Origin of the sequence: Blautia sp. KLE_1732_HM_1032 (genome assembly GCF_025147905.1) — a bacterium.
In the GTDB taxonomy this organism is placed as follows: Bacteria; Bacillota; Clostridia; order Lachnospirales; family Lachnospiraceae; genus Blautia_A; species Blautia_A fusiformis.
In genome coordinates this window covers 3,221,244-3,247,591 of record NZ_CP102266.1, presented here as the reverse complement: position 1 = coordinate 3,247,591, position 26,348 = coordinate 3,221,244, and the positions used below count along the sequence as shown (strand labels likewise).

The window sequence follows — 26,348 nt, the reverse complement described above, 5'->3', positions numbered from 1 at the left end:
TTTGATTCCTACTATTTTTTGAGGGGGGAGATAGAGAGTGGTTTTTCATCTATCCAACACCTATTATATAGAGAAAATATGTTTAAAATATGTCGTTAATCTAAAAGAAATGGAAAATTTATAAAGAAAGTTTAAACAAACTTTATAATTTTTATATCCGGTTGCGCATGGTCTGAAAATGTGATACATTGAAAAAGTCTTGATCCTGCATTCTGCGGGATCTGTTCACGCATCGTTTCGATGCAGAAATCCATTTTATTTTATCGAAAAAACATTGATCATGCATCATTTGCCGGGGAGGGATGCCTTTGTCTGTGGAAAAGTAAGCTTCTGTAAAAAAAAACATGTGTATAAGAAATGCCAGATCAGGCAGAAATGAGGAAGAGCCATGAAAAACAGAATATGGAAACAGATGAAGAAAGCCGGAATTGTGACAGTGCTGGCAGGAGCCATGCTGGGAGGAACAATAGAACCGGAGCTGACTCTGGGAGCAGATTTTTTGCCGGGACAGGCACCGTTTATCGATCAGAGTGTGTTCTGGAAAGACATAAAATCCGGACAGGCGGAGCTTGGGATCCGGATTCGCGGCCTGAATGAATGGCTGTCCGGGAGAAGGTTTTCGGAGGATAAGGAGAAAAATGAGAAGTGGGACGATGAACTTCATAAGATTGAAGATCCATCGGTGGAGCAGGAAGAAGAGATAGAACAGGAGCTGCCAGAGAATGACTTGCAGCAGGAAGAAGAGCCGGAGCAGGAGCTGCCGGAGGATGACTTGCAGCAGGAAGAAGAGCCAGAGCAGGAGCTGCCAGAGGATGACTTGCAGCAGGAAGAGAAGGCAGAACAGGAATTGCCGGTGGATAAGGTTGTGGAAGGAATCGGAATAGAAATGGAGGAAGGATATGAGCACGTGGAGCAGCTGGCATCCGGGGAAACAGTACAGCCGGAGGATGAAGAGCAGGAGAAAACGGGTCCGCTCACACCGGAAGGAACGTCGACCGGAGGGGAAAATGTAGGGAATGAAGAGGAAGGTGAGTTTGAGGAGACGCAAAAGCTGACGCTGGTCACGTATATTTCGGAGTATTTTGTTCCGGAAACGGATTCTGTCCCGAAAAATATGGCTGCACAGCAGATTTCTGTAAGGAGCCAGAGCGGTGAAGCTACAGAGATCACAAAGCTGGAAAGCGTGCTGAACGTGGAGCAGAACGGGCAGGATGAGATCTTTTTCCGTATCCCGCTGATTCTGCGGCAGGAATACCGTTTTCCGGCAGAGAAAAGCAGTTATCCTGTGACTCAGGAGGAACCGCTTCAGAAGGACTGTACCGGTGCGGGAACCTTTCTCATGACAGAAGAAAACGGGGAAGAGCTGGTGATCGCAGAGGGAATCTCTCCTATGCTGGACGTGGAGGCTGCTGAGGCTGATATGGAATTGTCGGTAATTGCACAGAATAAAAAAATGAAAGCAGGGCAGACCATCCGTTATCAGGTAGAGATAGCCAATACCGGAAAGCTGGATCTTGCAGATATCCGTCTGACCAGCAGCCTTTCCTGCCCTAAGATCCGGCAGCTGTGGGAAGATGCAGAAGGTCTTCTAACAGAAGGGGCTGTGGCGGAATTTGCAGAATTAAAAGCCGGAGAGAGCAGGAGCTTTTATGTACAGGCGCCGCTTCTGGATGAACAGGAAAAAGATCTGGAGCACCAGGTGGAAGCAGAGGCCAGGGTGAAGGACAGAGCGGATGAAGTGATCCGGAAGAACGCCTCCACTATAAATGGTCTGGAGGCACTGAAGGCGGATCTTTCTGTAAAGAAAACTGCAGACAAAGAAACCGCTGCACCGGGTGAGACTGTGACCTATCAGATCTGTATCGTGAATACCGGTGAAAAAACGCTTCATTCGGTTGTGGGAACGGAGCGCTTTCAGACAGCAGGGATCCATGCACAGTTTCTGGAGCAGGAAGGTGTAACGCTCAACAGCAGCCGTACAAAGGCAATGATCCAACAGATCCCGCCGGGAGAGGCAGTTTCTCTTCAGGCTGTGGTGAAGATCCCGGGAAAAACAGCGGATCAGAAGCTTTTTAACCAGGTGACGGTCACAAGCCAGGAAACCGGAGAGCGATTGATGGAGGCCTCCGCTTCTGTCATGGTAAAAGGAGAGGTGGCTATTACGCCGGAAGAAGGGCTGCCTTTGCAGGGAGATGACCAGGGTCCGGCTTCCGGTCAGATACAGATGGCAAGAACTGCGTCCACACATCCGAAGACCGGAGATGATACCAGGAGGGATTTGTGGACGCTTCTGGCAGTGACAGCTTTGGTGACTGTGCTGGGCGGCATCTGGCTCCGGAAAAAATATGCGGATATTTATGGAAAAAGCTGATGTTACTGAGAACGGAGTGAACAGTAACAAGCTGATATTTTACAAGGCGGCCGTACCTCAAAGAAACGTTGAAAACAGGGGGGAGGTGTGCTATTCTATATGGTATGTACAGAAAATAAGAACAGTATATTTCCCGCCTCCGGTGTGCTGCCCGTCAGACCGGAAAAAGGGAAGATGGAGGAGAAAAATGAATCTTTTATCCTTATTGGAGCATCTTGAATACAAATGCCTTCAGGGAAGTACAGAGCAGGAGGTTTCTTCTGTTGTATATGATTCCCGTAAAGTAGAAGAAGGGAGCCTTTTTATCTGCATCAGAGGTGCGGTCGTGGATGGACATAAATTTATACCTGATGTTGTGGCAAAGGGTGCGAAGACACTCATCGTGGAAGAAGCGGTGGAGGCACCAGAGGATGTGACAGTGATCCAGGTAGAGGATACCCGTTACGCCATGGCCTTTATTTCAGCAGCATGGTTCGGACATCCGGCAGAAAAGCTCAAAACCATCGGTATCACCGGAACCAAAGGAAAAACAACTACAACCTATATGGTGAAATCAATCCTTGAGAATGCCGGATATAAGGTTGGCCTGATCGGAACCATCGAGGCTGTTATCGGGGAGAAGCATATCCCGGCAGCCAACACGACACCGGAATCCTATATGGTACAGAAATATTTTCATGATATGGTAGAAGCAGGCTGCGATGCGGTCGTTATGGAGGTTTCCTCACAGGGACTGATGCTTCACAGAACCCAGGGATTTGTGTTTGATTTTGGAATTTTCACAAATATTGAACCAGATCATATCGGACCGAATGAGCATAAGGACTTTGATGATTATCTGCATTGCAAATCCATGCTTCTCAGACAGTGTAAGGTTGGTATCGTAAATCGTGACGATGAACACTTTGACCGCATTATCGAAGGCCACACCTGTAAACTTGAAACCTATGGATTTTCCGAAAAAGCAGATCTCCGTGCAGAGGACGCCAGACTCGTTGGAAGAAAGGGCTATCTGGGAATTTCCTATCATGTTAAGGGACTTATGGATTTTCCTGTGGAGATCGATATTCCAGGTAAGTTCAGCATTTACAATTCTCTGACTGCCATTGCCATCTGCCGCCATTTTAAGGTATCCGAGGAGAATATCATCAAAGCTCTGAAGGTGGCCAGGGTCAAAGGCCGTATTGAGATGATCAAGGTATCTGACGAATTCACATTGATGATCGATTACGCACATAATGCCATGGCGCTGGAGAGCCTTCTCGGAACACTGAAGGAATATGATCCGCACAGACTGGTATGCCTGTTTGGCTGTGGCGGAAACCGTTCCAAGCTGCGCCGTTATGAGATGGGTGAGGTTTCAGGAAAGATGGCAGATCTGACCATCATTACTTCAGATAATCCGCGAGATGAGGATCCACAGGCCATCATCGATGATATCAAGATCGGAATGGCAAAAACAGATGGAAAATATGTAGAGATCCCGGATCGTAAAGAGGCGATCGCCTACGCGATCCATCACGGTGAGCCGGGAGATATCATCGTCCTTGCCGGAAAGGGCCATGAGGATTATCAGGAGATCAAGGGTAAGAAATATCCCATGGATGAGCGTGTACTGATCCGGGAGATCCTGGAAGAAGATCAGAAAGCGTAAATGGATGATCTATGCAGATGTGATCATTGATATTTCTCATGAAAAGCTGGACCGGGATTTTCAGTATCGTGTACCTGAGGAGCTGGTGCAGGCAATAAAACCCGGAGTTGTGGTCACAGTGCCCTTCGGAAAGGGAAATACCCTTCGGAAAGGCTATGTGACCGGAATCTCCGGAACGGCAAAATATGATGCGTCAAAGCTCAAGGAGATTCGGGGTGTGTCCACAGACAGTGAGACAACAGAATCCCGGCTGATCGCACTTGCGGCCTGGATGAAGGAGACCTATGGCTCCACCATGATCCAGGCACTGAAAACAGTTCTGCCTGTAAAAGACAAGGTCCGTGCAAAAGAGAAAAGACTGATCCTTTTTACAGGGAAAAAGGAAGAGGGGCAGGCACTTCTTGGCAAGCTGGAAGGCAGCCGCTTTAAAGCACGTGAGCGGTTCCTTCGGGCAATCCTGGAGGCCGGGAGCCTAGATTATACCTATGCCTCCAAAGAGCTTGGAGCCGGCATTTCCGTTCTTGATTTTTTTGAGAAAAAAGGTCTGATAACTATTGAAAGTCAGGAAATGTATCGCATTCCCGAGGGGCTCGGCCTGGTGAAGGAGAACATGGAACTGAGTCTGAACCAGGAACAGCTTTTGGCGGCAGAGCAGATTTTTCGGGAATGGCAGGAGCCGGACCCAAGGCCTGCACTTCTTTTCGGAGTGACCGGAAGCGGAAAGACCCAGGTTTATATGCGCCTGATCCAGAAGGTACTGGAGGAGGGAAAACAGGCGATCGTGCTGATCCCTGAGATTGCGCTTACTTATCAGACAGTCAGGCGCTTTTATGCCATGTTCGGAGATAAGGTTTCGGTTCTGAACTCCAGACTTTCCCAGGGAGAACGTTATGATCAGTTCAAAAGAGCAAAACGTGGTGAGATCCAGGTGATGGTAGGACCCAGATCCGCACTGTTCACACCGTTTTCAGATCTGGGACTGATCGTTATCGACGAAGAGCATGAACCCACCTACAAAAGTGAGAATACGCCAAGGTACCATGCACGTGAGACTGCCATTGAGAGGGCACGAATGGAACATGCCCGTGTGGTCATGGGATCAGCCACTCCGTCATTGGAAGCCTACAGTCATGCCTGTGACGGAGAATATCTTCTGGTAAAGTTAAACGCACGTTATGAGGAAAGGCCTCTTCCACAGGTATCAATCGTGGATCTTCGGGAAGAATTAAAGAAAGGAAACCGCTCGGTACTGAGTCTGGAGCTGAAGAGGGATCTGGAGCAGGTCCTTGAAAGAAGAGAACAGGCCATGCTGTTTCTGAACCGGAGAGGATATGCGGGCTTTGTTTCCTGCAGAGCCTGCGGTCACGTTATGAAATGTCCCCACTGTGATGTATCTCTAAGTGAACACAATGGCAATCGTCTGATCTGTCATTATTGCGGCTATGAGACTGTGAAACCGGAAATCTGTCCGTCCTGTGGTTCACCGCACATTGGTGGATTTAAGGCAGGAACCCAGCAGATCGAGAAGGTCATTGAAAAAGAATTCCCGAAAGCCAGGGTACTTCGAATGGATTTTGATACCACAAGGACCAAGGACAGCTATGAGAAGATCCTGGCTTCTTTTGCAAAGCATGAGGCAGATATTCTGGTGGGGACCCAGATGATCGTCAAGGGACATGATTTTCCGAATGTGACTCTGGTAGGAGTGATTGCAGCAGATCTTTCGCTGAATATGGATGACTATCACTGCGGGGAGCGTACATTCCAGCTTCTGACTCAGGCAGTTGGACGTTCCGGCAGAGGGAATCGGCCGGGGCAGGCGGTGATCCAGACATATCAGCCGGAGCATTACAGTATCCAGGCTGCAGCTGTTCAGGATTATAAGAAATTTTATAAAGAAGAAATGGGGTATCGGATGCTTCTGGACTATCCGCCGGCAGCCCATATGATGACTGTTTTTGGCGCCTGTCAGGATGAAGAACTTCTGAAAAATGCCATGTATTATATAGAAGTTTTTATCCGCAGGGTAAGTCCGAAGGAAGAGCTTCACATGATCGGACCTGCAGCTGCATCGGTAGGTAAGGTAAAGGATGTTTATCGTCAGGTGATCCATCTGAAGCACAGGGATATCTGCTTTCTCACAGCAGTCAGAGAGAAGCTGGAGAAATATATAGAGATAAATTCCGGATTCCGGAAAATATACATTCAATTTGATATGAATTAAAGGAGAAGAAAAATGGCACTTAGAACAATCCGTGTACAGGGGGATTCTGTACTGACAAAAAAATCCCGGACAGTAGACAAAATGACACCGAGGATCGGGGAACTGATCACAGATATGCTGGATACCATGTATGATGCAATGGGTGTTGGCCTCGCTGCACCACAGGTAGGAATACTGAAACGTATCGTTGTCATCGATGTAGGTGAGGGCCCGATCGTGCTGATCAATCCGGAGATCCTTGAGACAAGCGGCGAGCAGACCGGTGACGAGGGATGCCTGAGCGTTCCGGGAATGGCAGGACAGGTAACACGTCCGAACTATGTGAAGGTAAAAGCACTTGATGTAAATATGAACGAACAGATCTACGAGGGAGAGGGCCTTCTGGCAAGAGCGTTCTGTCATGAGATTGACCATCTGGATGGAAAAATGTATACAGAACTTGTGGAGGGAGAACTTCACAAGGTAACTTATGATGAAGAAGACTAAAGGCGGGATACTATGAAGATTATTTATATGGGAACTCCGGACTTTGCGGTGGCGCCTCTTGCAGCACTGGCAGAGAACGGATATGAAGTGGAGGCTGTGATTACACAGCCGGACAAACCGAAGGGCAGAGGCAAAACTATGATGCCTACTCCTGTAAAAGAAGAAGCACTGAAACACGGGATCCCGGTACTGCAGCCGGTGAAGGTAAGAGATCCTGAATTTGTGGAAGAACTGAAAAATCTTGCACCGGACATCATCATTGTTGCGGCATTCGGGCAGATCATTCCAAAGAGCATCCTGGATATGCCGAGATTCGGATGTATCAATATCCATGCGTCTCTGCTTCCTAAATATCGTGGAGCTGCACCGATCCAGCAGGCGGTGATCGACGGTGAAAAAGAATCCGGCGTTACCATTATGCAGATGGGAACCGGTCTGGATACCGGTGATATGATTTCCAGGATCGTGGTTCCGCTTGCCAAAGATGAGACAGGTGGAAGCTTGTTTGATAAGCTCGCACAGGCAGGTGCAGAGCTTCTGGTACAGACTTTACCGTCCATTTTTGACGGAACTGCAATCCGCGAGAAACAGCCGGAGGAGAGTCCAACACCATATGCTGCCATGATCTCCAAAAAAATGGGGCTTCTGGATTTCAGCAAAAATGCGGAAGAACTGGAGCGTCTGGTAAGAGGCCTTGATCCATGGCCAAGCGCTTTTACCTTTATCAATGGAAAAACATTGAAGGTCTGGAAGAGCTCTGTTCTGGAAAAACAGGCACAGGAAGCACCGGGAACTGTGATAGCCGCTGACAAAGGAGGAATCCAGGTAGCATGCGGCCAGAAGGTACTCGTGCTCCATGAAGTGCAGCTGGAAGGCAAAAAACGCATGGAAGTGGATGCGTTCCTTCGGGGATATCAGTTGAAACCAGGAGACATGTTCAGAGATTCCAGGGAGTGATGAGTTATGTACGGATATGGTTATTACGGATGGGGAATGGACCCCACGATTCTTTTGCTCGTGATCGGAATGCTTCTTTCTCTTGCGGCATCCGCGAAGCTGCGCAGTACCTTTGCAGTCTATAAAAAGGTCCGGAGTCATTCAGGTATCACCGGTGCGGAAGCTGCACAGAGGATCCTGAGAGCGGCTGGGATCACAGACGTACAGGTGGTTCCGATCCGCGGAAGTCTTACGGATCACTATGATCCGAGAACGAAAACGGTTTCCCTTTCAGAAGATATTTATGGAAGAAATTCTCTGGCGGCTGTGGGGGTGGCAGCACATGAATGTGGCCATGCGATCCAGGATGCGATCAATTATGCACCACTGAATATCCGTTCAGCCATTGTACCTGCTGCAAATATTGGTTCCCAGCTTTCATGGCCGCTGTTTATCGCAGGACTGATCTTTTCCATTGATCCGCTGGTAACTCTGGGAATTGTTTTGTTTTCACTGGCAGTACTGTTTCAGCTGGTGACACTTCCGGTTGAGATCAATGCGTCTTCCAGAGCGCTTAAAATGCTGGAAAGTACAGGTATCTTAGGTGCAGATGAAAAAAAGGGTGCAAGAAAAGTACTTACAGCGGCAGCGCTTACCTATGTAGCAGCTCTGGCGGCATCTATTCTGCAGCTTCTGAGACTGATTATCCTTGCAGGAGGTAGAGATCGTGATTAGCAGCGGAGTAAATACCAGAGAACTGATCCTTGAGATCCTGTTACAGATCGAGGAGGAGGGTGAGCACAGCCATATTGCGATCCGGAATGCGCTTTCCAAATATCAGTTTCTTCCGAAACAGGAACGTAGCTTTATTACAAGAGTATGTGAGGGAACCCTGGAATACAGGATCTATATTGATTATGTCATCGATTCTTTTTCCAAGGTTTCTGTAAACAAGATGAAACCGCAGATCCGTGAGATCCTGAGAAGTGCGGTATATCAGCTGAAATTTATGGACAGTGTTCCGGACAGTGCAGTATGCAATGAAGCGGTAAAGCTGGCACAGCGAAAAGGCTTTTATAATCTAAAGCCCTTTGTCAACGGGGTGCTCCGTACGATCGCAAGAGAGATCGGTGATCTGGAGCTTCCTTCCAGGGAAGAAAACGAAGTCCGTTATCTTTCTGTGAAATATTCCATGCCGGAATATCTGGTAGAAAAATGGAAAGCAGCCTACGGAGTGAAGACTACGGAGAAGATCCTGGAGGATTTTCTGACAGAAAGACCGATCACAGTACGGTGCCGTACTCATAAGGCGTCTCTGAGAGAGATCGTCACCAGTTTGAAGTCTCAGGGAGTGACAGTAGAACAGGCTCCTTATCTTCCCTATGCACTGAAGATTTCCGATTACAATCATATTTTGACACTTGAGACCTTCCTTCAGGGAAAGATCCTGGTGCAGGATGTAAGCTCTATGCTTGTAGCGGAAGCTGCAAGTCCGAAAAAAGGTGACCATATCATCGACATGTGCGCTGCACCAGGTGGAAAAAGCATCCATGCGGCAGACAAAATGGGGGATTACGGAAATGTGGATGCCAGAGATGTAAGTCAGTATAAGGCAGATCTTATCAAAGAAAACATCCACAGGACCGGAGTGATCAATGTGGAAGCCAGAGTTCAGGATGCAACGGTATATGATCCGGATTCCGAACAGGCTGCGGATATTGTGATCGCGGATGTACCGTGCTCCGGTTATGGAGTTATCGGCAAGAAACCGGAAATCAAATACCGGGCAACTCCGCAGAAACAGGAAGAGATCGTAATGCTCCAGAGAATGATCCTGGATAAGGCTGCAAAGTATGTGAAACCGGATGGAACGCTGATCTTCAGCACATGTACCATTGCCCGGGAAGAAAACGAAGAAAATGTATTATGGTTTTTAAAGAATTATCCGTACCGGCTGGAAAGCCTGGATCCGTATATTCCGGAGGAACTGCACTGTAAATCCACGAAGCTTGGCTATCTGCAGCTTCTGCCGGGAATACATAAGACAGATGGATTCTTTATTGCCAGATTCAGAAGGAAATAACAGAAAATGACAGATGTAAAATCCATGACCATGGAGGAATTGAAGGAATTCATGACAAAGATCGGTGAAAAGCCTTTCCGGGCGAAACAGATCTATGCATGGCTCCACCAGCAGCTGGTTACCTCCTGGGATGAAATGACAAATCTTTCCAAAAGCCTCAGGGAAAAGCTTTCGGCTTATCCGATCACAGCACTGACCCAGGCAGATGTAAGGATCTCAAAAATTGACGGAACCAGAAAATATCTGTTCCAGCTGGAAGATGGAAATGTGATCGAGAGTGTTCTCATGCGGTATCACCACGGAAATTCTGTGTGCATTTCTTCTCAGGTGGGCTGCCGTATGGGATGCAGATTCTGTGCATCTACCATCGGAGGACTGACCAGATGCCTGAAACCGTCCGAGATGCTGGATCAGATTTACCGTATCCAGGCAGATACCGGCGAACGTGTGGCCAATGTAGTTGTGATGGGAACCGGTGAGCCGATGGATAATTATGACAATCTTGTCCGTTTTGTCCGGATCCTTACCGACGAAAACGGTCTTGGGATCAGTCAGAGAAATGTGACGGTTTCTACCTGTGGGATCGTGCCGAAGATGTATGATCTGGCTGAAGAAAAGCTTCAGATCACTCTGGCACTTTCCCTTCATGCTCCAAATGATGAAAAACGACAGGAACTGATGCCGATCGCGAATAAGTATTCCATGGATGAGGTTCTGGATGCCTGCAGAAATTATTTTGACAAAACAGGCCGAAGGATCACCTTTGAGTACAGTCTTGTAGCTGGCGTCAACGACAGTGAAGAAGATGCGAGACAGCTGGCAGGCCGTATAAAAGGCATCAATTGCCATGTAAATCTGATTCCGGTCAATCCCATCAAGGAACGCTCCTATGTGAGGTCTACTCGACAGGCTGTGGAGAATTTCAAAATAAAACTTGAAAAATACGGAATTAATGTTACTATTAGAAGGGAAATGGGCAGCGATATCGACGGTGCCTGTGGACAGCTAAGAAAAAGTTACATGGAAAAAACAGAAAGCGAGAAGTGACATGAGGATATACTCAGCTACTGATGTAGGGCAGAAGCGGAAGATGAATCAGGATTACGTGTTTGCATCTGAAGGTCCGGTTGGAAATCTGCCTAATCTTTTCACAGTCGCGGACGGAATGGGCGGACATAACGCCGGTGACTATGCATCCTCACATGCAGTACGGATCCTTGTGGATGAAATCCGTGAAGATGCGGATTACAATCCTGTGAAGGTTATTCGTCATGCGATCGAAGCTGCGAACACGGAGATCAGAAACCGTGCGCAGGAAGATGAAAACCTCCGGGGCATGGGAACCACTATGGTGGTGGCGACTATTGTAGATCAGTATGCCTATGTAGCCAATGTGGGTGACAGCCGTTTATATGTGATCCAGGACGGGATCCGCCAGGTCACCAGAGATCATTCCCTGGTACAGGAAATGGTGAGAATGGGCGAGATCAGCGAAGCGGAAGCACGGAATCATCCGGATAAGAACATCATTACAAGGGCACTTGGCGCAGAGAAAACGGTGGATGTGGATTTCTTTGATCTGAAACTTGAAAAAGGATGTACGATCCTGATGTGTTCAGACGGTCTCAGCAATATGGTTGAAGATGAGAAGATCCAGGAGATCATATCCGATCCGGAAGCAGATATTGATCAGAAGGGCAGTGCGCTCCTTCGGGAAGCAAATCAGAATGGTGGTAAGGATAATATTGCAGTCGTACTGGTAGAGCCATTCACGAATGAGGTGGAAGCATGTTGAAGACGGGAATGATCATAGCCGAGCGCTATGAGATCGTAGGAAAAATCGGAACTGGCGGAATGGCAGATGTCTATAAGGCTATGGACCATAAGCTGAACCGTTTTGTTGCCGTGAAGGTCCTGAAACCGGAGTTTCGGGAAGACACCACGTTTATAAAGAAATTCAGAAGTGAGGCCCAGGCGGCAGCTGGTCTTACACATCCGAATATCGTCAATGTATTTGATGTAGGAGATGACGGTGGTGTTTATTACATTGTTATGGAACTTATTGAGGGTATCACTCTGAAGGAATACATCTCCAAGAAGGGAAAGCTTTCCATTAAAGAGGCCACAAGTATCGCAATCCAGGTTTCTATGGGTCTGGAGGCGGCACACAGCCATGGTATCGTTCACAGAGATGTGAAACCCCAGAATATCATTATCTCTACAGATGGTAAAGTAAAGGTGACAGACTTTGGAATTGCCAGAGCTGCATCTTCCAATACGATCAGCTCCAATGTAATGGGATCTGTACATTACAGCTCACCTGAGCAGGTGAGAGGCGGATACAGCGATGAGAAGAGCGATATCTATTCTCTTGGAATCACACTGTATGAGATGGTCACAGGAAGAGTTCCTTTTGACGGAGATACCACTGTGGCGATCGCTATCAAGCATCTGCAGGAAGAGATGGTCCCGCCAAGTGTGTATACACCGGACCTTCCGTACAGTCTGGAGCAGATCATTCTGAAATGTACACAGAAAAGTGTAGATCGTCGTTACAGCCGTATGGAGGATGTGATCGCAGACCTGAAGCATTCTCTGATCGATCCCCAGGGTGATTTTGTAAGGCTTACTACAGTTGACAACGATGCCAAGACGGTTGTGATCTCAGAAGAAGAGCTTGGTGAGATCAAACATACACCGAAGCAGATCACAAAACCGGAGATCACCGCACTTGAGGAAGAAAAATACGATGATAACGATTACGATGATGCAGAGGAAGAATACAGACCGAGATCCGAGCATAGATCCGGAAAGAAAAAGAAGCATCATGGTTCCGGAAGAGGCCTGACGATTGCGGCACTGATCGGAGGTGCAGTCCTTCTGATCGTTCTTGTGGTAGTGCTTGGACGTGCCGCAGGACTGTTTGGAACCGGCAGCAGCGGAGCTGCAGACAGCAGCAAGGCAGAAGCGAAGCAGGAATCAGCAGCTGACGGTCTGGCAACTGTTCCTGATCTTGTAGGCAAGACAGAGGAAGAGGCTAAAACACTTGCAAACGATGCACATCTGGGTGTCCAGATGGCCGGTGAGGAGGCATCCGATCAGGAAAAAGGCAGGATCTCCCGTCAGGAGACAGCTGCGGGAACACAGGTTGAAGCCAATACAACTGTGAAATACTGGGTAAGCACCGGAACAGCACAGGTTACGATCCCGGATCTGGATGGACGCACAGGAATCGATGCACAGCAGACTCTGGAAGATCTTGGACTTCAGGTAAATGTCCAGAAAGAATACAGCGACACAGATGACAACGGATATGCATTGGTAGATCCGGGATATGTTTACAATGTCGAGCCGGCAGCAGGTACTTCTGTGCAGGCAGGCTCTTCTGTGACACTGACAGTCAGCCGAGGGGTTGATTATGGCGATAATGCTGAGGTCCCGAGTGTTGTGGGAATGACCAAGGATGATGCACTTACTACTTTAGGTAAATTTATTGATATCCAGATAACAGAACAGCAGAGTACAGAAGCTGCAGGTACAGTTATCGCACAGGATCCGGAAGCCTATGCGGCAGCGGACCCGGATCAGCCGATCAGCATTACCATCAGCTCCGGTGACAAGGCTCCATCCACAGACAGCGCAGCATCTGCAGATAGTACAGCATCTACAGACAGCACAGCATCTGCGGACAGCACAGCATCTGCGGACAGCACAGTATCTACAACTACATCTACAGCGGATGTTAATGCAAACACAGGCTGGAAATGTACACAGACACTGGATACCCCGTCCGGCTACAATGGAGGCGCGATCCGTCTGGAACTGATCCAGGACGTAAACGGTGAGCCTAAGGCATCCACCATCATTGATGGACAGAATATCAGCTTCCCGTATCAGCTTGATATCTCAGGTGCTGAGGGCGTTACCTCAGGAACCATCTATCTCTATGAAGAGGTAGACGGGGATTATCAGCAGCTTGGAACCTACACGGTTACATTCAAGAAAGCTGAGTGATCATGCAGGGAAAGATAATCAAAGGTATTGCCGGATTCTACTACGTATATGCAGAAGACGGTAATACATATGAATGCAGAGCCAAGGGAATTTTCCGTAAGGATAAATTCAAGCCTCTGGTAGGTGACAATGTGGACATTACAGTTCTGGATGAAAAGGAACTGGAGGGAAGTGTGACGGAGATCCACAAGCGTAAGAATTCTTTGATCCGTCCGGCTGTGGCCAATGTAGATCAGGCACTGGTGATCTTTGCCATGGATAATCCGAAGCCGAACTTCATGCTTCTGGATCGTTTCCTCATTATGATGGAGAGGGAAGGTGTTCCGGCAGTCATCTGTTTTAACAAAAAAGATCTGGCAACAACGGAAGAGTTGGAATTTCTCTATGAAACATACCAGAGCTGCGGCTATCAGGTGATCCTGTCAAGTGCCCTGAAGGGAGAAGGACTCGACGAGATCGAAGAAGTGCTTCAGGGCAGGACAACTGTGGTTGCCGGCCCATCCGGCGTGGGAAAATCTTCTCTTACAAATTCCCTTCAGGAAGAAGTGGAGATGGAAACCGGTGAGATCAGCCGTAAGCTGAAACGGGGAAAACATACCACGCGCCATGCACAGATCATACCGGTGGCACAGGATACATTCCTTGTGGATACGCCGGGATTTTCCTCCTTATATATTGAAAATATGGAGGAGCAGGAACTGAAGGATTACTTTCCGGAGTTCCGAAGATATGAAGGACAGTGCCGCTTTCAGGGGTGCCGTCACATACATGAACCGGGCTGCGCTGTTAAGGAAGCCCTTGAGAACAATGAGATCAGCAGACTCCGATATGAAGATTATCTGGAGCTGCACCAGGAATTAAAAGAGAAAAGGAGATACTGAGTCATGGAATACCGATTGTGCCCATCGATCTTATCAGCAGATTTTAACAGACTGGGAGAACAGATCAAAATTCTGGAAAAGGAAGGCGTTGAATATCTGCATATTGATGTTATGGATGGAGATTTTGTTCCCAGCATTTCTTTTGGAATGCCGGTGATCAAATCGATCCGGAAAGAATCCAACATGTTTTTCGACGTACATTTGATGGTAACAGAACCGGAAAGATATATCCGCGATTTTGTAGAATGCGGAGCAGATTCCATTACTGTACATGCGGAGGCATGTGAGGATCTGGAGCGTACACTGGAGCAGATCAGGGCAGCAGGGGTAAAGGCGGCAGTTTCAATCAAGCCATCCACACCGGTAAATGACATCAGCCATCTTCTTGAAGATGTGGATATGGTGCTGATAATGACTGTTCAGCCAGGATTTGGCGGACAGAAATACATGGACGAATGCACGGAGAAGATCCAGGAGCTTCGTGAGCTTATTGATGAAGAAGAGCTGGATGTTGATATCCAGGTAGATGGGGGTATCAATGATGATACACTGGAGACGGTTATGCGTGCCGGTGCAAACCTCATGGTCGCAGGTTCCTGGGTATTTAAGGGCGATGTGGCAGCCAATGTAAGACACATTACAGAAAAAATCCACAATATCAAAAAAGAGCTGGACTGAAAATGATCGATACAATAATAATCAGCGGGGGCAATATCCAGAATGGTTTTGCCCTCGATTTTTTAAAAAAAAGAATAGAAGAAAGCCGAGGAGAGAAAATTACTCTTGTTGCTGCAGATAAGGGGATGGAATGGTTTATGAAAAACCGGGAATTTATTCCGGATCTTGCAATTGGGGATTTTGACAGTCTTTCCGAAGAAGGCCAAAAATATATGGAAAGCCTGAAGGGACCGGAGATCATCAGGCTGAAGCCAGAGAAGGATGATTCGGATACACAGTCTGCGGTAAACCAGATGATCCGCAAGGGTGCAAAGGATATCCTGATCCTGGGAGCTACCGGCACAAGGCTGGATCATGTGCTGGCGAATCTGGGACTGCTTTCCATGGGTAAGGAACAGGGCGTTCGTATTGCGATCGCAGATCAGTGGAATTATATCACACTTGCAGAAAGCGGAACCATCCTGCACAGAGAGGAGCAGTTTGGAAAATATGTTTCATTCTTTACTGTGGGAGGTGATGTGACAGGCCTCACTCTGAGGGGATTTAAGTATCCGCTGAACGGATATCATCTGACAGTAGAAGACAGTGGCCTGACCGTCAGCAATGAGATTTCGGAAGAAACCGCAGAGATCCTGTATGAAAGCGGGCAGCTTCTGATGATCATGTCCAGGGACTGACAGTAACAATAAATGCCTCACAGTTGCGATTTCAGGCTGTGTATGGTAATATGGGACAGGAATGGCCTGAAAAACGGAAAGGCCTGTTTAAATAGTATCTGAAAAATACTGTAAATAAATATATTGAAAGGACGTATATAGAGAGATGAAATTAGGAATCGTTATTACGAGACAGGTTTCATAAATGTCCATATAAGTTGTTAAATGCCTTTAAATGCTGATAGCTAGAGCATTTAGCGGATTTTCGACTTGGATAAAACTCTATATAAATTCATGTAATTTTTTGAAAAATGGCCCACTTTGTGGCCCACTAACTTTTGGTCGAAGTCCTAATATGGTAAGAAGAAGCGCTTGTATGAGTGCTTCTTTTTTTTCAAGTATTATAATAAAAATAACAGATGATTAGGTTCCAATATGAATATGTAACTGGAATTTTAAAGGCATAGTATGTTGTACCATCTAATAAATTTTGCTTTCATTTTCGCTCATGACCATGAGACTTTTTCCGCTCAAACTGTATGCTGATGATATATTTCTAGTATCGAACAGAACGTTGTTGTATTATGCTTTGCTTTTAATTGTCACGGCAGTGTTTAAGGGACGGAACAAAGGCCTTGAGTTTATTGGTTTTAAAGAGGTGCGGTGTAGAAGTAAATTATCAATGTAATCGCAAGAAAAAAGCAAGAATCTAAGCATGGAGTTTTTTTAAGATAATGTTAAAATAAATATATCGGTATTGAGAAAGGAGGCAAGTCTATATGCCTAAAACTACACTGATCGATTGTTGTATTAAGAAATATGCTTATCGAGAAGTATCACAAATATATCAGGAATTAGAGATATCAGGGGAAGGCCTGTCACAATCACAGGTTGAATTGATGAGAGAGAAGTATGGTGTAAATAGTTTCTCGCAAAGAAGAAATGATACCATGTTACGACTACTGCGGCGTGCCTTCATCAATCCATTTAATATCATTCTTTTAGTTCTTGGAATCATTTCACTGGCTACAGATGTGGTTCTTGTATCGAATTTTGCCAGAAATGCAACGACTGCGATTATCATTTTTTCAATGATTTTGATTAGCGGAACAATCCGTTTGGTTCAGGAACTTCGTGCAAAGAATGCATCAAAACAGCTAAACCGGCTGATACATGAAAGCATTACCGTACGGCGTGCGGGAGAAGTGAAAGAGATTCCAGCTGAGGAACTGGTGGTTGGAGATATTGTTCTGCTTGTGGCAGGTGATCGTGTTCCGGCTGATCTGAGACTCACCAAAGTAAGTGATCTCTTTCTCTCCCAGGCAGCGATCACAGGCGAAAGTGCGATCCTGGAAAAAAATGCACAGGCATTGAGTTACAGTAATTCGGAATCCTTGACGCAACTTGAAAATCTTGCATTTATGGCAACAACTGTCATCAGTGGAAAAGGTGAGGGTATTGTGCTTGCAGTCGGAAAAGACACACTATATGGTAGTTTTACGAAAGAAGATCCAGATGAAAAACAGTCTTTTCAAAAAGGAGCCAACTCTATTGCCTGGGTCATGCTTCGTTTTATTGCAGTATTGATTCCTATTGTATTCATACTATTGCAGATCACAGGTGGAAGGTGGCTGGAATCTTTTGCCTTTGCACTGTCTGTTGCCGTTGGCTTGATGCCGGAAATGCTGCCGATGGTGATCACAGCCTGCCTTGCAAGGGGCAGCCTGAGTATGAGTAAAAAGCAGACAATCATTAAAGACATTAATGCAATGCAAGGATTTGGTAGCATGGATGTGCTCTGCATGGATAAAACAGGAACACTGACCAATGAAAGTATCCTATTGGAATACTATATGGATGTGCTGGGAAACGAAAGTGGGCAGGTATTGGATTTTGCTTTTTTAAATAGTGCTTTCCATTCCGGTGTATGTAATCCAATTGATAATGCAATTCTTGCCTGCCAGACGATGCCTGGGCATGAACAGCATTTTTCTGATCTTCTTATGCGGTATCAGAAAGAGGATGAAATTCCATTTGATTATTCCCGCAAATTTGTTAGTACACTGGTGACAGATAAAAATGGAGATTGCCAGCTTATTATGAAGGGTAATATTTCCCAGATTGTGTCTCGGTGCAGTCATGTGGAATTTCGTGGCGAAATCCTACCGATGGAAAAAAACGGGATGCAGAGTGTTGCTTCTGTAGTGGATGAGATGCTGCAGGATGGAATGAAAGTGATTGCTGTTGCACGGAAAAAGATTGAGAAACAGGATCAGATCATACCGACAGACGAAAACAATATGATCCTGATGGGATATCTTGCATTCTTTGATGCACCGAAAAAGACAGCAAAGACATCTGTGGAGGCTCTGAAAAGACTGCAGGTAACACCGAAAATACTGACAGGTGATCAGGCTGATGTGGCAGCATCTATTTGCCGAAGGGTCAAAATCCCGTCAGAAATCATATTGACTGGTGCAGATTTGGATCAGATGACGGACGATGAACTCGGCAAAACAGTAGAAGATATTCATGTATTTGCAGAAGTAACACCAGGGCAGAAAGTCCGTATTGTTTCTGCTTTAAGGCAAAATGGACATACAGTAGGTTTCTTGGGAGATGGAATCAATGATATCCCGGCTTTTTGTGAATCGAATGTTGGTATTTCAGTAGATACAGCGGTAGATGCAGCGAAAGATGCAGCGGATGTCGTATTGCTTCAAAAGGATTTAGGTGTATTAGAGCAGGGGATTCTGGAAGGGCGTAAAACATTTACAAACATGCTCAAATACATTAAGATTACGGCAAGTTCTAATTTTGGCAATATTTTTTCTGTTGTATGTGCCAGTGCATTCTTACCATTTTTGCCAATGACATCTCTGCAGATTTTATTATTGAATCTGCTGTATGATGTTTTATGTATCATCCTTCCATGGGATAATGTGGATGAGGAAGAAACACTCTCGCCAAGAGACTGGTCCGGAAAGACGCTGGGACGATTTATGTTATTTTTTGGTCCTATTAGTTCGATATTTGATATCGTGACATTTCTGTTTTTGTATTATATTCTCTGTCCATTATTGTGTGGCGATACAACGTATCTGAACATGGTAGATCCAGTGATGCAGTCGCAGTATGTTGCTTTGTTTCAGACAGGATGGTTTTTAGAATCGATGTGGACGCAGGTTTTGATCCTTCATTTTCTTCGGACAAGGAAGATACCATTTGTGCAGAGCAGTCCTTCCATTCCGGTTGTTTGTACGACCTTTGCAGGAATTATTGTCTTTACTTCACTTACTTTTACCAAAAGCGCAGGTGTTATTGGATTGACGAAATTGCCAATCATGTATTTCCTGTTTTTATTTGTTGTAGTCTTACTCTATATGCTTCTGACTACGGTGGTCAAAACTGTTTATCAGAAGAAATATCATGGGCTGATCTGAAAGGAGGGAAACCATCATGAAAAAGAATATCAGTGTTATTTCCATGGATTCTGTCCTGCAGGAATGGCTCCTTCAAAAGCTGATCAAAGAACCACCAGAAAGTGACAGTGCGAAAGAACTGCTTTCTGGTATCTATGATATGGTGAGTGGCGAGATAAATTCATTACTGCTCAGCACTGCAAATAATTCAGAAATTGCATCTCTCAATCTTTCGGATGAGATGAAAATTGGGGAATTAGTAATCAATCCGAAAAGCAGGAGCGTTACTAGAATGGGCCAAGCGGTTTCCCTGACTCCTAAGGAGTTTGATATCCTGTATTTTCTGGCGGAAAACAGAGGAGAAGTATTTACAAAAGAGCAGATCTATAAGGCAGTATGGTCTGAAAATTATCTTTTAGATGACAGTAATATCATGGCATTTATTCGAAAATTGCGAAAGAAGATTGAACCGAATCCGGATGAACCAAAGTTTATACTTACGATTTGGGGGATCGGATATAAATTTAATGATAAGGTGTAAAACAGGCGGGCTGAAAGCAGTCCGCCAAATTTTTTGTAATTTACGCGAACAACGAGCCAAAGTCCGTGCTTGCACGAGGCCTTGGCGACTGTCGCGATAACTATGAGAAACTCGCGGAGTGTGTTTCTCATAGTTCTTGCTAAATCGCAAGGAAATCGCAAGATTTTGGTCATGTGATTCTCCTTGCTTTTTTTGTATTCTGTAAGAGGTCGAAGGGAGGCGGTATGTATGGTATACACAGATTTTGTTTTAAGAATTTCTTTATCCGTGTTGCTTGGATTTTTTATCGGATTGGAAAGGCAGTTGACCGGGCATCCAGCTGGAATACGGATAAATGTTCTGATCTGTATGGGAACCAGTTTTTTTACTTTATTTCCAATGCTTTATGGTTCCGATCAGGTGTTTCGTGTAGGAAGCAGCATTATCTCCGGTGTTGGATTCCTATGCAGTGGTGTGATCTTTAAAGACAGCGGTACGGTAAGAGGAATGAATACAGCAGCAACACTTTGGTGTACAGCGGCAATTGGTATTCTTGCCAGCACAGGAATGTTTATAATGGCAGTTTCTGCAGCAGGCATTTTGATTGGTTCAAATCTGATTCTGCGTCCGCTTGCAAGAAAACTTAATCCGATTGCTGTAGGAGATGAATCTGAAAAAGAATACTGCATCACAGTACTTTGTCAGGAAGATGCAGAACAGGAAATAAGACTTTTACTGATCACTAGCAATTCCAGTAAGACCTTGTATCTGAATCATCTGGAAAGTGGAGATGTTGTGGGGGATAAAGTCGAGATCATAGCGAAGTATTGTTCTGCGGGAAAACCGAAAAGCAATGTTCTGGAAGGTATTGTTGGTCAGGCATTGGAACTTCCGGAAGTAATCAGTGCAGGTTGGGAGGTGTTGTAGTTGAAAAAAATCAAAAGTGAAAGATGGATAATTTTTTTCATTCTTTATATTTTATTCACTGCAGCATGCAGTTGTGTGAGTCTTATATTTCCGGCTCACCAAATTTTGGTGATACAGGTCTGGTATCAAATATCTGTGGTTGTTTGGATTTTTTTAGCAGTTACGATGGTGAAATTGCTTATCAGGCTTCAGAAAATAAATAAGCTCATAACGAGAGGAATCAATGAAAGGAGAAGAAAACCATGAATTTAACCTGTATCTTTTTTGGTATCATTTTCACGATTGCCGGTTTTATGTTTGCATGTGGAAAAGGCCATATTCATTTCTCTTCTTGGAAAAACATGCCGCAGGAAGAGAAAGAGAAGATTAAAATTGTGCCGCTTTGTCGTAACATCGGTGAAGTCATTGCATTAAATGGATTGATTTTTCTGCTAAAAGGTCTATGGACAGGCTTTGAAAATCACTGGTTTGTGACTGCTATGGTTGCATGGTTTATTGTGGCGGGATTTGATCTTTGGTATATCGAGAAAAGTGATCGATATTATAAAAAATAATTGCAAAACAAGGAGGTAAAGACCAATGAATAAGAAAGAAAATCGTATGGCTGTTCGGCAGGCAGCACAGCAAGCTGTGATCCGTGACGAGCAGAACCACCGCATCGAACATGCGGCTACCAATCCGATTAAGGAGGTTTTGAAGAGTCTGCACACAACACTTCGTGGACTGGATGCTGAAAATATAGTGGTAAGTCGGACAAAATATGGAACGAATAAAGTAACGCATGAGAAGAAACAATCCCTTGCGAAACGTCTGGCTGGAGCATTTATCAATCCATTTACAGCAATCCTTTTCTGTCTGGCAGTTGTTTCTACTATGACAGATATGGTTTTTCCATATTTTTCTCTGTTAGGAAGTTCACCGGAAGATTTTGATCCATTAACAGTGGTGATTATTCTGACCATGGTTATGATCTCCGGTACGCTTCGTTTTGTACAGGAATCCAGAAGTGGAAATGCAGCAGAAAAACTGTTATCCATGATCACAACTACTTGCACCGTCACAAGAAGAGAACAGGAAAAAATTGAGATTCCTATGGACGATCTGGTTGTAGGAGATATCGTACATCTTTCAGCAGGAGACATGATCCCAGCAGATGTCCGTATTCTGGATGCCAAAGACTTATTTATCAGTCAGGCAAGCTTAACAGGTGAAAGCGAACCGGTGGAAAAGACACCGAAGGTATGTGCACAGAAAGAAAGCATCACCGATTACAGCAATATTGCTTTTATGGGAAGCAATGTAATTTCCGGAAGTGCAACGGCAGTGGTTGTCTGCACGGGAGACCGCACTTTGTTTGGTTCCATGGCATCTGCGATTGCAGGTGAAGCAGTGGAGACAAGCTTTACCAAAGGCGTGAATGCAGTGTCATGGGTTCTGATCCGGTTTATGCTGGTCATGGTTCCGCTGGTATTTTTTATCAATGGTATCACAAAGGGAGACTGGCTGGATGCCTTTCTGTTCGGTATTTCCGTGGCTGTCGGACTGACTCCGGAGATGCTGCCGATGATCGTAACAACCTGTCTTGCAAAAGGTGCCGTTTCCATGAGTAAAAAGCAGACGATTGTTAAGAATCTGAATTCTATCCAGAATTTCGGTGCCATTGACATTCTCTGTACAGATAAAACAGGAACACTGACACAGGATAAGGTTGTGTTGGAATATCACCTGAATGTGAATGGAGAAGATGATACAAGAGTACTGCGCCATGCATACTTAAACAGCTACTTCCAGACCGGTTATAAGAACCTGATGGATCTGGCGATCATTCACAGAACAGAGGAAGAAGAGGCGGCAGATCCAAAGCTCCTCGATTTGTCTGAAAATTATGTGAAGGTAGATGAGATTCCATTTGATTTTACACGTCGTCGTCTGACTACGGTAGTACAGGATAAAAAGGGAAAGACACAGATGGTAACAAAGGGAGCTGTAGAAGAAATGCTCTCCATCTGTTCTTTTGCTGAGTGCGATGGTACTGTGCAGCCACTTACAGAAGAGGTTCGTGGGCGTATTCTGAAAACAGTAGACGAACTGAATGACAAAGGATTCCGTGTGCTTGCCATTGCACAAAAAAGCAATCCTTCTCCGGTGGGTGCATTTGGTATAAAAGATGAGTGTGAGATGGTACTAATTGGATATCTGGCATTTCTTGATCCACCAAAGGAGTCTACTGCAGATGCAATTCGGGCATTGAAAGCACACGGCGTAATAACAAAGATTTTGACAGGTGATAATGATAAGGTAACACGTACAATCTGCAAGCAGGTAGGACTTGAAGTACGCAACATGCTTCTGGGTTCTGATCTGGATCATATGACAGATGGCCAGCTTGCAAAAGCAGTAGAGACAACAGAGGTATTTGCAAAGCTTACACCGGATCAGAAAGCACGCGTGGTTTCAGTTCTCAGAGAAAACGGTCATACCGTAGGATTCATGGGTGATGGAATCAACGATGCCGCTGCAATGAAAGCTGCCGATATTGGAATCTCTGTAGATACTGCAGTAGATGTGGCAAAAGAATCCGCAGATATCATCCTGCTGGAAAAAGATCTGATGGTTCTGGAAGAAGGAATCATAGAAGGACGTAAAACTTATGCTAATATGATCAAATATATCAAGATGACGGCCTCATCTAACTTTGGAAATATGTTCTCTGTATTAGCTGCTTCGGCACTGTTACCTTTCCTCCCGATGATGAGTGTACATCTGATTTTCCTGAATCTGATCTATGATCTGTCCTGTACAGCAATTCCATGGGATAACGTAGACGAAGAGTTTATTGCAAAACCACGTAAATGGGATGCTTCCAGTGTGGGTAGTTTTATGATCTGGATTGGACCTACAAGTTCGATTTTTGATTTTACAACTTATATATTCATGTACTTTGTATTCTGCCCGTTATTTGTATCAAAAGGCATTTTATTCAATGATCTGGCAGCCAATTACAGCGGTGCAGAGCTTGCTGCTATGCAGGCACGGTATATCGGAATGTTCCAGGCAGGATGGTTTGTGGAATCTATGTGGAGCCAGACATTAGTCATCCACATGATCCGCACACCAAAGCTTCCGTTTATCCAGAGCCGTGCATCAGCACCGGTAACATTGCTTACCATGACAGGTATTGCAGTTCTGACTGTGATTCCGTTCACACCATTTGGAGCTGCACTTGGTCTTGTTGCTTTACCGGCATCATATTTTGCATATCTGATCCCATGTATTCTGCTGTACATGATGCTGGCAACAAGCTTGAAAAAAGCATATGTCCGCTATTATGGCGAACTGCTCTAGGAGGTAGAAAGAATGAATTGGAAAGAATTATGGATGACACTTTTTGGAACTTGTGAATGGCTCGGACTCAATATGGGATTCTGGGTATCAATGGCTGTTGTGCTGTTGATCGTAATACTCATGAATGTGGTATTCTGGGGAATAAAGCCAAAGAATAAAAAATAGTATGGTTGAAAATAAACTGTACCCTAAATAGTAGACAGTTTAAAAAGTGGTCTAGACAGTTATTTTTTAAGCTATTATCCCAAAGACATATAATATATAGGCTCGAATGGTGAAAGTGCCCATTTGGGCCTATTATTGTATGAATTCATGTGTTACAACCAGAGCAAGATCCACCCGTGTATTACAGTATTGTCATTTTGACAATTTTGTATTACTTACGAGTAGCGGACTTGATGGGGATTACGTCCCCATACCCACGTGAAAATATAATTGCAGGCAATTACATTTTAGCAGATACGCAAGCGTTTCTGAGCAAGCGTCACAGACAACAAAATAAGGAAATTTTGATAAGGCATTCACCTGTGAATAGGTGAGTGTTTTTTTGTTTTTAAGTATTCGATTAACCGAAAAAAATAAAAAAATTTCCTCAGGGGGTTGTAAAAATGTCTCTCAGCATTTCGTATTAATGAAAGGGTATTTTTTGCAGGAAAAATAAAAATTTTTCATTAAGAGGCTGTATTTATGCCCTTCATCTTTTGTATATGTGTAAGAACATTTTTTAGCCGGCATAAAAATGATTTTTACAACAATTAGAAACAGAAACGAGGCGAGAAAAGAATGAAATATGAATACATGAAGGAGTCTGAGCAGATGCTTCAGTACTTCCAGTTTCCGAAGTTTTTGCTGAAACTGCGCATTTCTCAAAATGCAAAATTTCTTTATATGATTTTGTATGACCGGGCGCGGATATCGAGAAAGAATAGCTGGATAGACAAGTATGGAAATGTTTATTTGATATTTCCAATAGAAGAATTGTCTGTTCAAATCGATAAATGCAAATCTTCTGTAAAAACAGCGTTGAAGGAATTAGATGATGTGGGACTATTGGTTCGCAGATCCGGTGGATTTTCAAAACCTAATCATTTATATGTGAAAATTCCATCTGATGAGATAGGTTTACAGCCGGTTGATGATAAGGCGGTTGAAAAGATGGCTGTAATAGAGCCGGAAAAGCACCCATCATCTGGTCATAAAAATGGCTGTGCAGAAGCCGGAAATGTGGCACCTAGTAAAGTAACTGAGAAATATAAAAGTAATAAATATCATGAAGTAAATTATTGCTATGGGGAGGGAGAGAGTTTGTGATGAGAGAAGAAGATCCCGTATGTGTAGGCAGTGATGGTTTGCGATATTGCAAAGTCTGTGGGGAAGCGAAAGAAGCTTTTTTCCCTAAGGGTAGTTTTATGGGGATGAAAAAACATTCCAGGCAATGTGCCTGTGACAGAAAAGCATATGAAGAAGAACAAAAATATTTTAAAGACAAAGAGCACCGGGAATTAGTCAGCAGAAATACGAGCATCTGTTTTGACGAGAGCAGAATGGAAGAGTGGACATTTGAAAATGCAGATATGTCAGATGCGGTAATGCATAAGGCCAAAAGCTATGTTGATAACTGGGATGAAATGAAAAGAAATCATATTGGTTGTTTGTTTTGGGGACCGGTTGGTACCGGGAAAAGTTATATTGCCGGGTGTATTGCCAATGATCTTCTCAAACGAGAAGTAACGGTAAAGATGACAAATTTCAATACCATTATCGATGATATATTTCCACTGGCAGACAAAATGGAATATATCAATGCATTGGCTTCTTACCAGCTTTTGATTATTGATGATCTTGGAGTGGAACGAAATTCAGAATATGCGTTAGGAATTATTTTTAGCGTCATAGATCGCAGGATCCGTTCAGGACGACCATTGATCATCACGACCAATCTTCCGCTGAAAGAAATAAAAAGCGAGACCATGTTAGAGAAAAGACGTATCTATGACCGTATTTTAGAAATGTGTACACCAATGTATGTTGGAGGCACAAGTAAACGAGAAGCAATTGCAAGTATGAAAATGGAGAAAGCGAAAACGTTGTTGAATACAAAGAATGATCGTGTGTATTGCGGATAGAAGTGAATGCTACGCACGTTAAACA

Annotated in this window: 21 protein-coding genes; all 21 read left to right on the top strand. The window is 44.7% G+C overall.

Going from position 1 to position 26,348, the window contains the following annotated elements; genetic code table 11:
- The first annotated feature begins 388 nt into the window (after window positions 1-388).
- The gene (locus NQ489_RS15425) at window positions 389-2,371 is read left to right on the top strand and encodes a DUF11 domain-containing protein (RefSeq protein ID WP_021651611.1); all 1,983 of its coding nucleotides are present in this window, start codon (window positions 389-391) and stop codon (window positions 2,369-2,371) included.
- Between the two features lie 187 nt (window positions 2,372-2,558).
- A complete protein-coding gene (locus NQ489_RS15420; RefSeq protein WP_044961562.1) occupies window positions 2,559-4,025 on the top strand; it encodes a UDP-N-acetylmuramoyl-L-alanyl-D-glutamate--2,6-diaminopimelate ligase in 1,467 nt (488 codons plus the stop codon).
- Window positions 4,026-4,029: 4 nt separating this feature from the next.
- Window positions 4,030-6,249, top strand: a complete 2,220-nt coding sequence (gene priA, locus NQ489_RS15415) for a replication restart helicase PriA (protein WP_021651613.1) — start codon at window positions 4,030-4,032, stop codon at window positions 6,247-6,249.
- A gap of 12 nt (window positions 6,250-6,261) precedes the next feature.
- On the top strand, window positions 6,262-6,735 hold the full coding sequence (gene def / locus NQ489_RS15410) for a peptide deformylase (protein WP_021651614.1): 474 nt from the start codon (window positions 6,262-6,264) through the stop codon (window positions 6,733-6,735).
- A gap of 12 nt (window positions 6,736-6,747) precedes the next feature.
- Window positions 6,748-7,692: a methionyl-tRNA formyltransferase gene (fmt, locus tag NQ489_RS15405; RefSeq protein WP_021651615.1), complete on the top strand. Its 945-nt coding sequence runs from the start codon at window positions 6,748-6,750 to the stop codon at window positions 7,690-7,692.
- A gap of 6 nt (window positions 7,693-7,698) precedes the next feature.
- Complete coding sequence (locus tag NQ489_RS15400) at window positions 7,699-8,406, top strand: zinc metallopeptidase (RefSeq protein ID WP_015526118.1); 708 nt, start codon at window positions 7,699-7,701, stop codon at window positions 8,404-8,406.
- Window positions 8,402-9,754: a 16S rRNA (cytosine(967)-C(5))-methyltransferase RsmB gene (gene rsmB / locus NQ489_RS15395; protein ID WP_044961572.1), complete on the top strand. Its 1,353-nt coding sequence runs from the start codon at window positions 8,402-8,404 to the stop codon at window positions 9,752-9,754. Before NQ489_RS15400 ends, rsmB begins: the two co-directional genes overlap by 5 nt.
- Before the next feature lie 6 nt (window positions 9,755-9,760).
- Window positions 9,761-10,801, top strand: a complete 1,041-nt coding sequence (gene rlmN, locus NQ489_RS15390) for a 23S rRNA (adenine(2503)-C(2))-methyltransferase RlmN (RefSeq protein ID WP_015526117.1) — start codon at window positions 9,761-9,763, stop codon at window positions 10,799-10,801.
- 1 nt (window position 10,802) lies between these two features.
- Window positions 10,803-11,549, top strand: a complete 747-nt coding sequence (locus tag NQ489_RS15385) for a Stp1/IreP family PP2C-type Ser/Thr phosphatase (protein ID WP_021651617.1) — start codon at window positions 10,803-10,805, stop codon at window positions 11,547-11,549.
- A complete protein-coding gene (gene pknB / locus NQ489_RS15380; RefSeq protein ID WP_021651618.1) occupies window positions 11,543-13,768 on the top strand; it encodes a Stk1 family PASTA domain-containing Ser/Thr kinase in 2,226 nt (741 codons plus the stop codon). Before NQ489_RS15385 ends, pknB begins: the two co-directional genes overlap by 7 nt.
- 2 nt (window positions 13,769-13,770) lie before the next feature.
- On the top strand, window positions 13,771-14,649 hold the full coding sequence (gene rsgA, locus NQ489_RS15375) for a ribosome small subunit-dependent GTPase A (protein WP_021651619.1): 879 nt from the start codon (window positions 13,771-13,773) through the stop codon (window positions 14,647-14,649).
- Between the two features lie 3 nt (window positions 14,650-14,652).
- Window positions 14,653-15,327, top strand: a complete 675-nt coding sequence (gene rpe / locus NQ489_RS15370; RefSeq protein ID WP_015526113.1) for a ribulose-phosphate 3-epimerase — start codon at window positions 14,653-14,655, stop codon at window positions 15,325-15,327.
- Window positions 15,328-15,329: 2 nt separating this feature from the next.
- On the top strand, window positions 15,330-16,004 hold the full coding sequence (locus NQ489_RS15365) for a thiamine diphosphokinase (protein ID WP_021651620.1): 675 nt from the start codon (window positions 15,330-15,332) through the stop codon (window positions 16,002-16,004).
- 758 nt (window positions 16,005-16,762) lie between these two features.
- Complete coding sequence (mgtA, locus tag NQ489_RS15360) at window positions 16,763-19,426, top strand: magnesium-translocating P-type ATPase (protein WP_021651621.1); 2,664 nt, start codon at window positions 16,763-16,765, stop codon at window positions 19,424-19,426.
- A gap of 16 nt (window positions 19,427-19,442) precedes the next feature.
- On the top strand, window positions 19,443-19,946 hold the full coding sequence (locus tag NQ489_RS15355; RefSeq protein WP_021651622.1) for a winged helix-turn-helix domain-containing protein: 504 nt from the start codon (window positions 19,443-19,445) through the stop codon (window positions 19,944-19,946).
- 228 nt (window positions 19,947-20,174) lie between these two features.
- A complete protein-coding gene (locus NQ489_RS15350; RefSeq protein WP_021651623.1) occupies window positions 20,175-20,852 on the top strand; it encodes an MgtC/SapB family protein in 678 nt (225 codons plus the stop codon).
- A 242-nt stretch (window positions 20,853-21,094) separates the two neighbouring features.
- Window positions 21,095-21,406, top strand: coding sequence for a DUF3784 domain-containing protein (locus NQ489_RS15345; RefSeq protein ID WP_021651625.1), 312 nt, complete (start codon window positions 21,095-21,097; stop codon window positions 21,404-21,406).
- A 25-nt stretch (window positions 21,407-21,431) separates the two neighbouring features.
- Entirely contained in the window at window positions 21,432-24,197 is a 2,766-nt protein-coding gene (mgtA, locus tag NQ489_RS15340) for a magnesium-translocating P-type ATPase (protein ID WP_021651626.1), read from the top strand.
- Between the two features lie 12 nt (window positions 24,198-24,209).
- Window positions 24,210-24,362 carry a hypothetical protein gene (locus NQ489_RS15335; protein WP_021651627.1) on the top strand — a complete coding sequence of 51 codons (153 nt, stop codon included), beginning with the start codon at window positions 24,210-24,212 and terminating at the stop codon, window positions 24,360-24,362.
- Window positions 24,363-24,980: 618 nt separating this feature from the next.
- On the top strand, window positions 24,981-25,508 hold the full coding sequence (locus NQ489_RS15330) for a replication initiator protein A (protein ID WP_021651629.1): 528 nt from the start codon (window positions 24,981-24,983) through the stop codon (window positions 25,506-25,508).
- Window positions 25,508-26,323: an ATP-binding protein gene (locus NQ489_RS15325; protein WP_021651630.1), complete on the top strand. Its 816-nt coding sequence runs from the start codon at window positions 25,508-25,510 to the stop codon at window positions 26,321-26,323. Before NQ489_RS15330 ends, NQ489_RS15325 begins: the two co-directional genes overlap by 1 nt.
- The last annotated feature ends 25 nt before the right edge of the window (window positions 26,324-26,348 follow it).

Excerpts from the sequence above, each read along its gene's own strand:
- mgtA (WP_021651621.1), top strand. The coding sequence starts at position 16,763 with ATGCCTAAAACTACACTGATCGATTGTTGTATTAAGAAATATGCTTAT.
- pknB (WP_021651618.1), top strand. The coding sequence starts at position 11,543 with ATGTTGAAGACGGGAATGATCATAGCCGAGCGCTATGAGATCGTAGGA.
- NQ489_RS15400 (WP_015526118.1), top strand. The coding sequence starts at position 7,699 with ATGTACGGATATGGTTATTACGGATGGGGAATGGACCCCACGATTCTT.
- fmt (WP_021651615.1), top strand. The coding sequence starts at position 6,748 with ATGAAGATTATTTATATGGGAACTCCGGACTTTGCGGTGGCGCCTCTT.
- NQ489_RS15420 (WP_044961562.1), top strand. The coding sequence starts at position 2,559 with ATGAATCTTTTATCCTTATTGGAGCATCTTGAATACAAATGCCTTCAG.
- rsgA (WP_021651619.1), top strand. The coding sequence starts at position 13,771 with ATGCAGGGAAAGATAATCAAAGGTATTGCCGGATTCTACTACGTATAT.
- NQ489_RS15325 (WP_021651630.1), top strand. The coding sequence starts at position 25,508 with ATGAGAGAAGAAGATCCCGTATGTGTAGGCAGTGATGGTTTGCGATAT.
- rpe (WP_015526113.1), top strand. The coding sequence starts at position 14,653 with ATGGAATACCGATTGTGCCCATCGATCTTATCAGCAGATTTTAACAGA.
- NQ489_RS15425 (WP_021651611.1), top strand. The coding sequence starts at position 389 with ATGAAAAACAGAATATGGAAACAGATGAAGAAAGCCGGAATTGTGACA.
- NQ489_RS15385 (WP_021651617.1), top strand. The coding sequence starts at position 10,803 with ATGAGGATATACTCAGCTACTGATGTAGGGCAGAAGCGGAAGATGAAT.
- NQ489_RS15330 (WP_021651629.1), top strand. The coding sequence starts at position 24,981 with ATGAAATATGAATACATGAAGGAGTCTGAGCAGATGCTTCAGTACTTC.
- priA (WP_021651613.1), top strand. The coding sequence starts at position 4,030 with ATGATCTATGCAGATGTGATCATTGATATTTCTCATGAAAAGCTGGAC.
- rlmN (WP_015526117.1), top strand. The coding sequence starts at position 9,761 with ATGACAGATGTAAAATCCATGACCATGGAGGAATTGAAGGAATTCATG.
- NQ489_RS15355 (WP_021651622.1), top strand. The coding sequence starts at position 19,443 with ATGAAAAAGAATATCAGTGTTATTTCCATGGATTCTGTCCTGCAGGAA.
- NQ489_RS15365 (WP_021651620.1), top strand. The coding sequence starts at position 15,330 with ATGATCGATACAATAATAATCAGCGGGGGCAATATCCAGAATGGTTTT.
- mgtA (WP_021651626.1), top strand. The coding sequence starts at position 21,432 with ATGAATAAGAAAGAAAATCGTATGGCTGTTCGGCAGGCAGCACAGCAA.
- NQ489_RS15350 (WP_021651623.1), top strand. The coding sequence starts at position 20,175 with ATGGTATACACAGATTTTGTTTTAAGAATTTCTTTATCCGTGTTGCTT.
- def (WP_021651614.1), top strand. The coding sequence starts at position 6,262 with ATGGCACTTAGAACAATCCGTGTACAGGGGGATTCTGTACTGACAAAA.
- NQ489_RS15345 (WP_021651625.1), top strand. The coding sequence starts at position 21,095 with ATGAATTTAACCTGTATCTTTTTTGGTATCATTTTCACGATTGCCGGT.
- NQ489_RS15335 (WP_021651627.1), top strand. The coding sequence starts at position 24,210 with ATGAATTGGAAAGAATTATGGATGACACTTTTTGGAACTTGTGAATGG.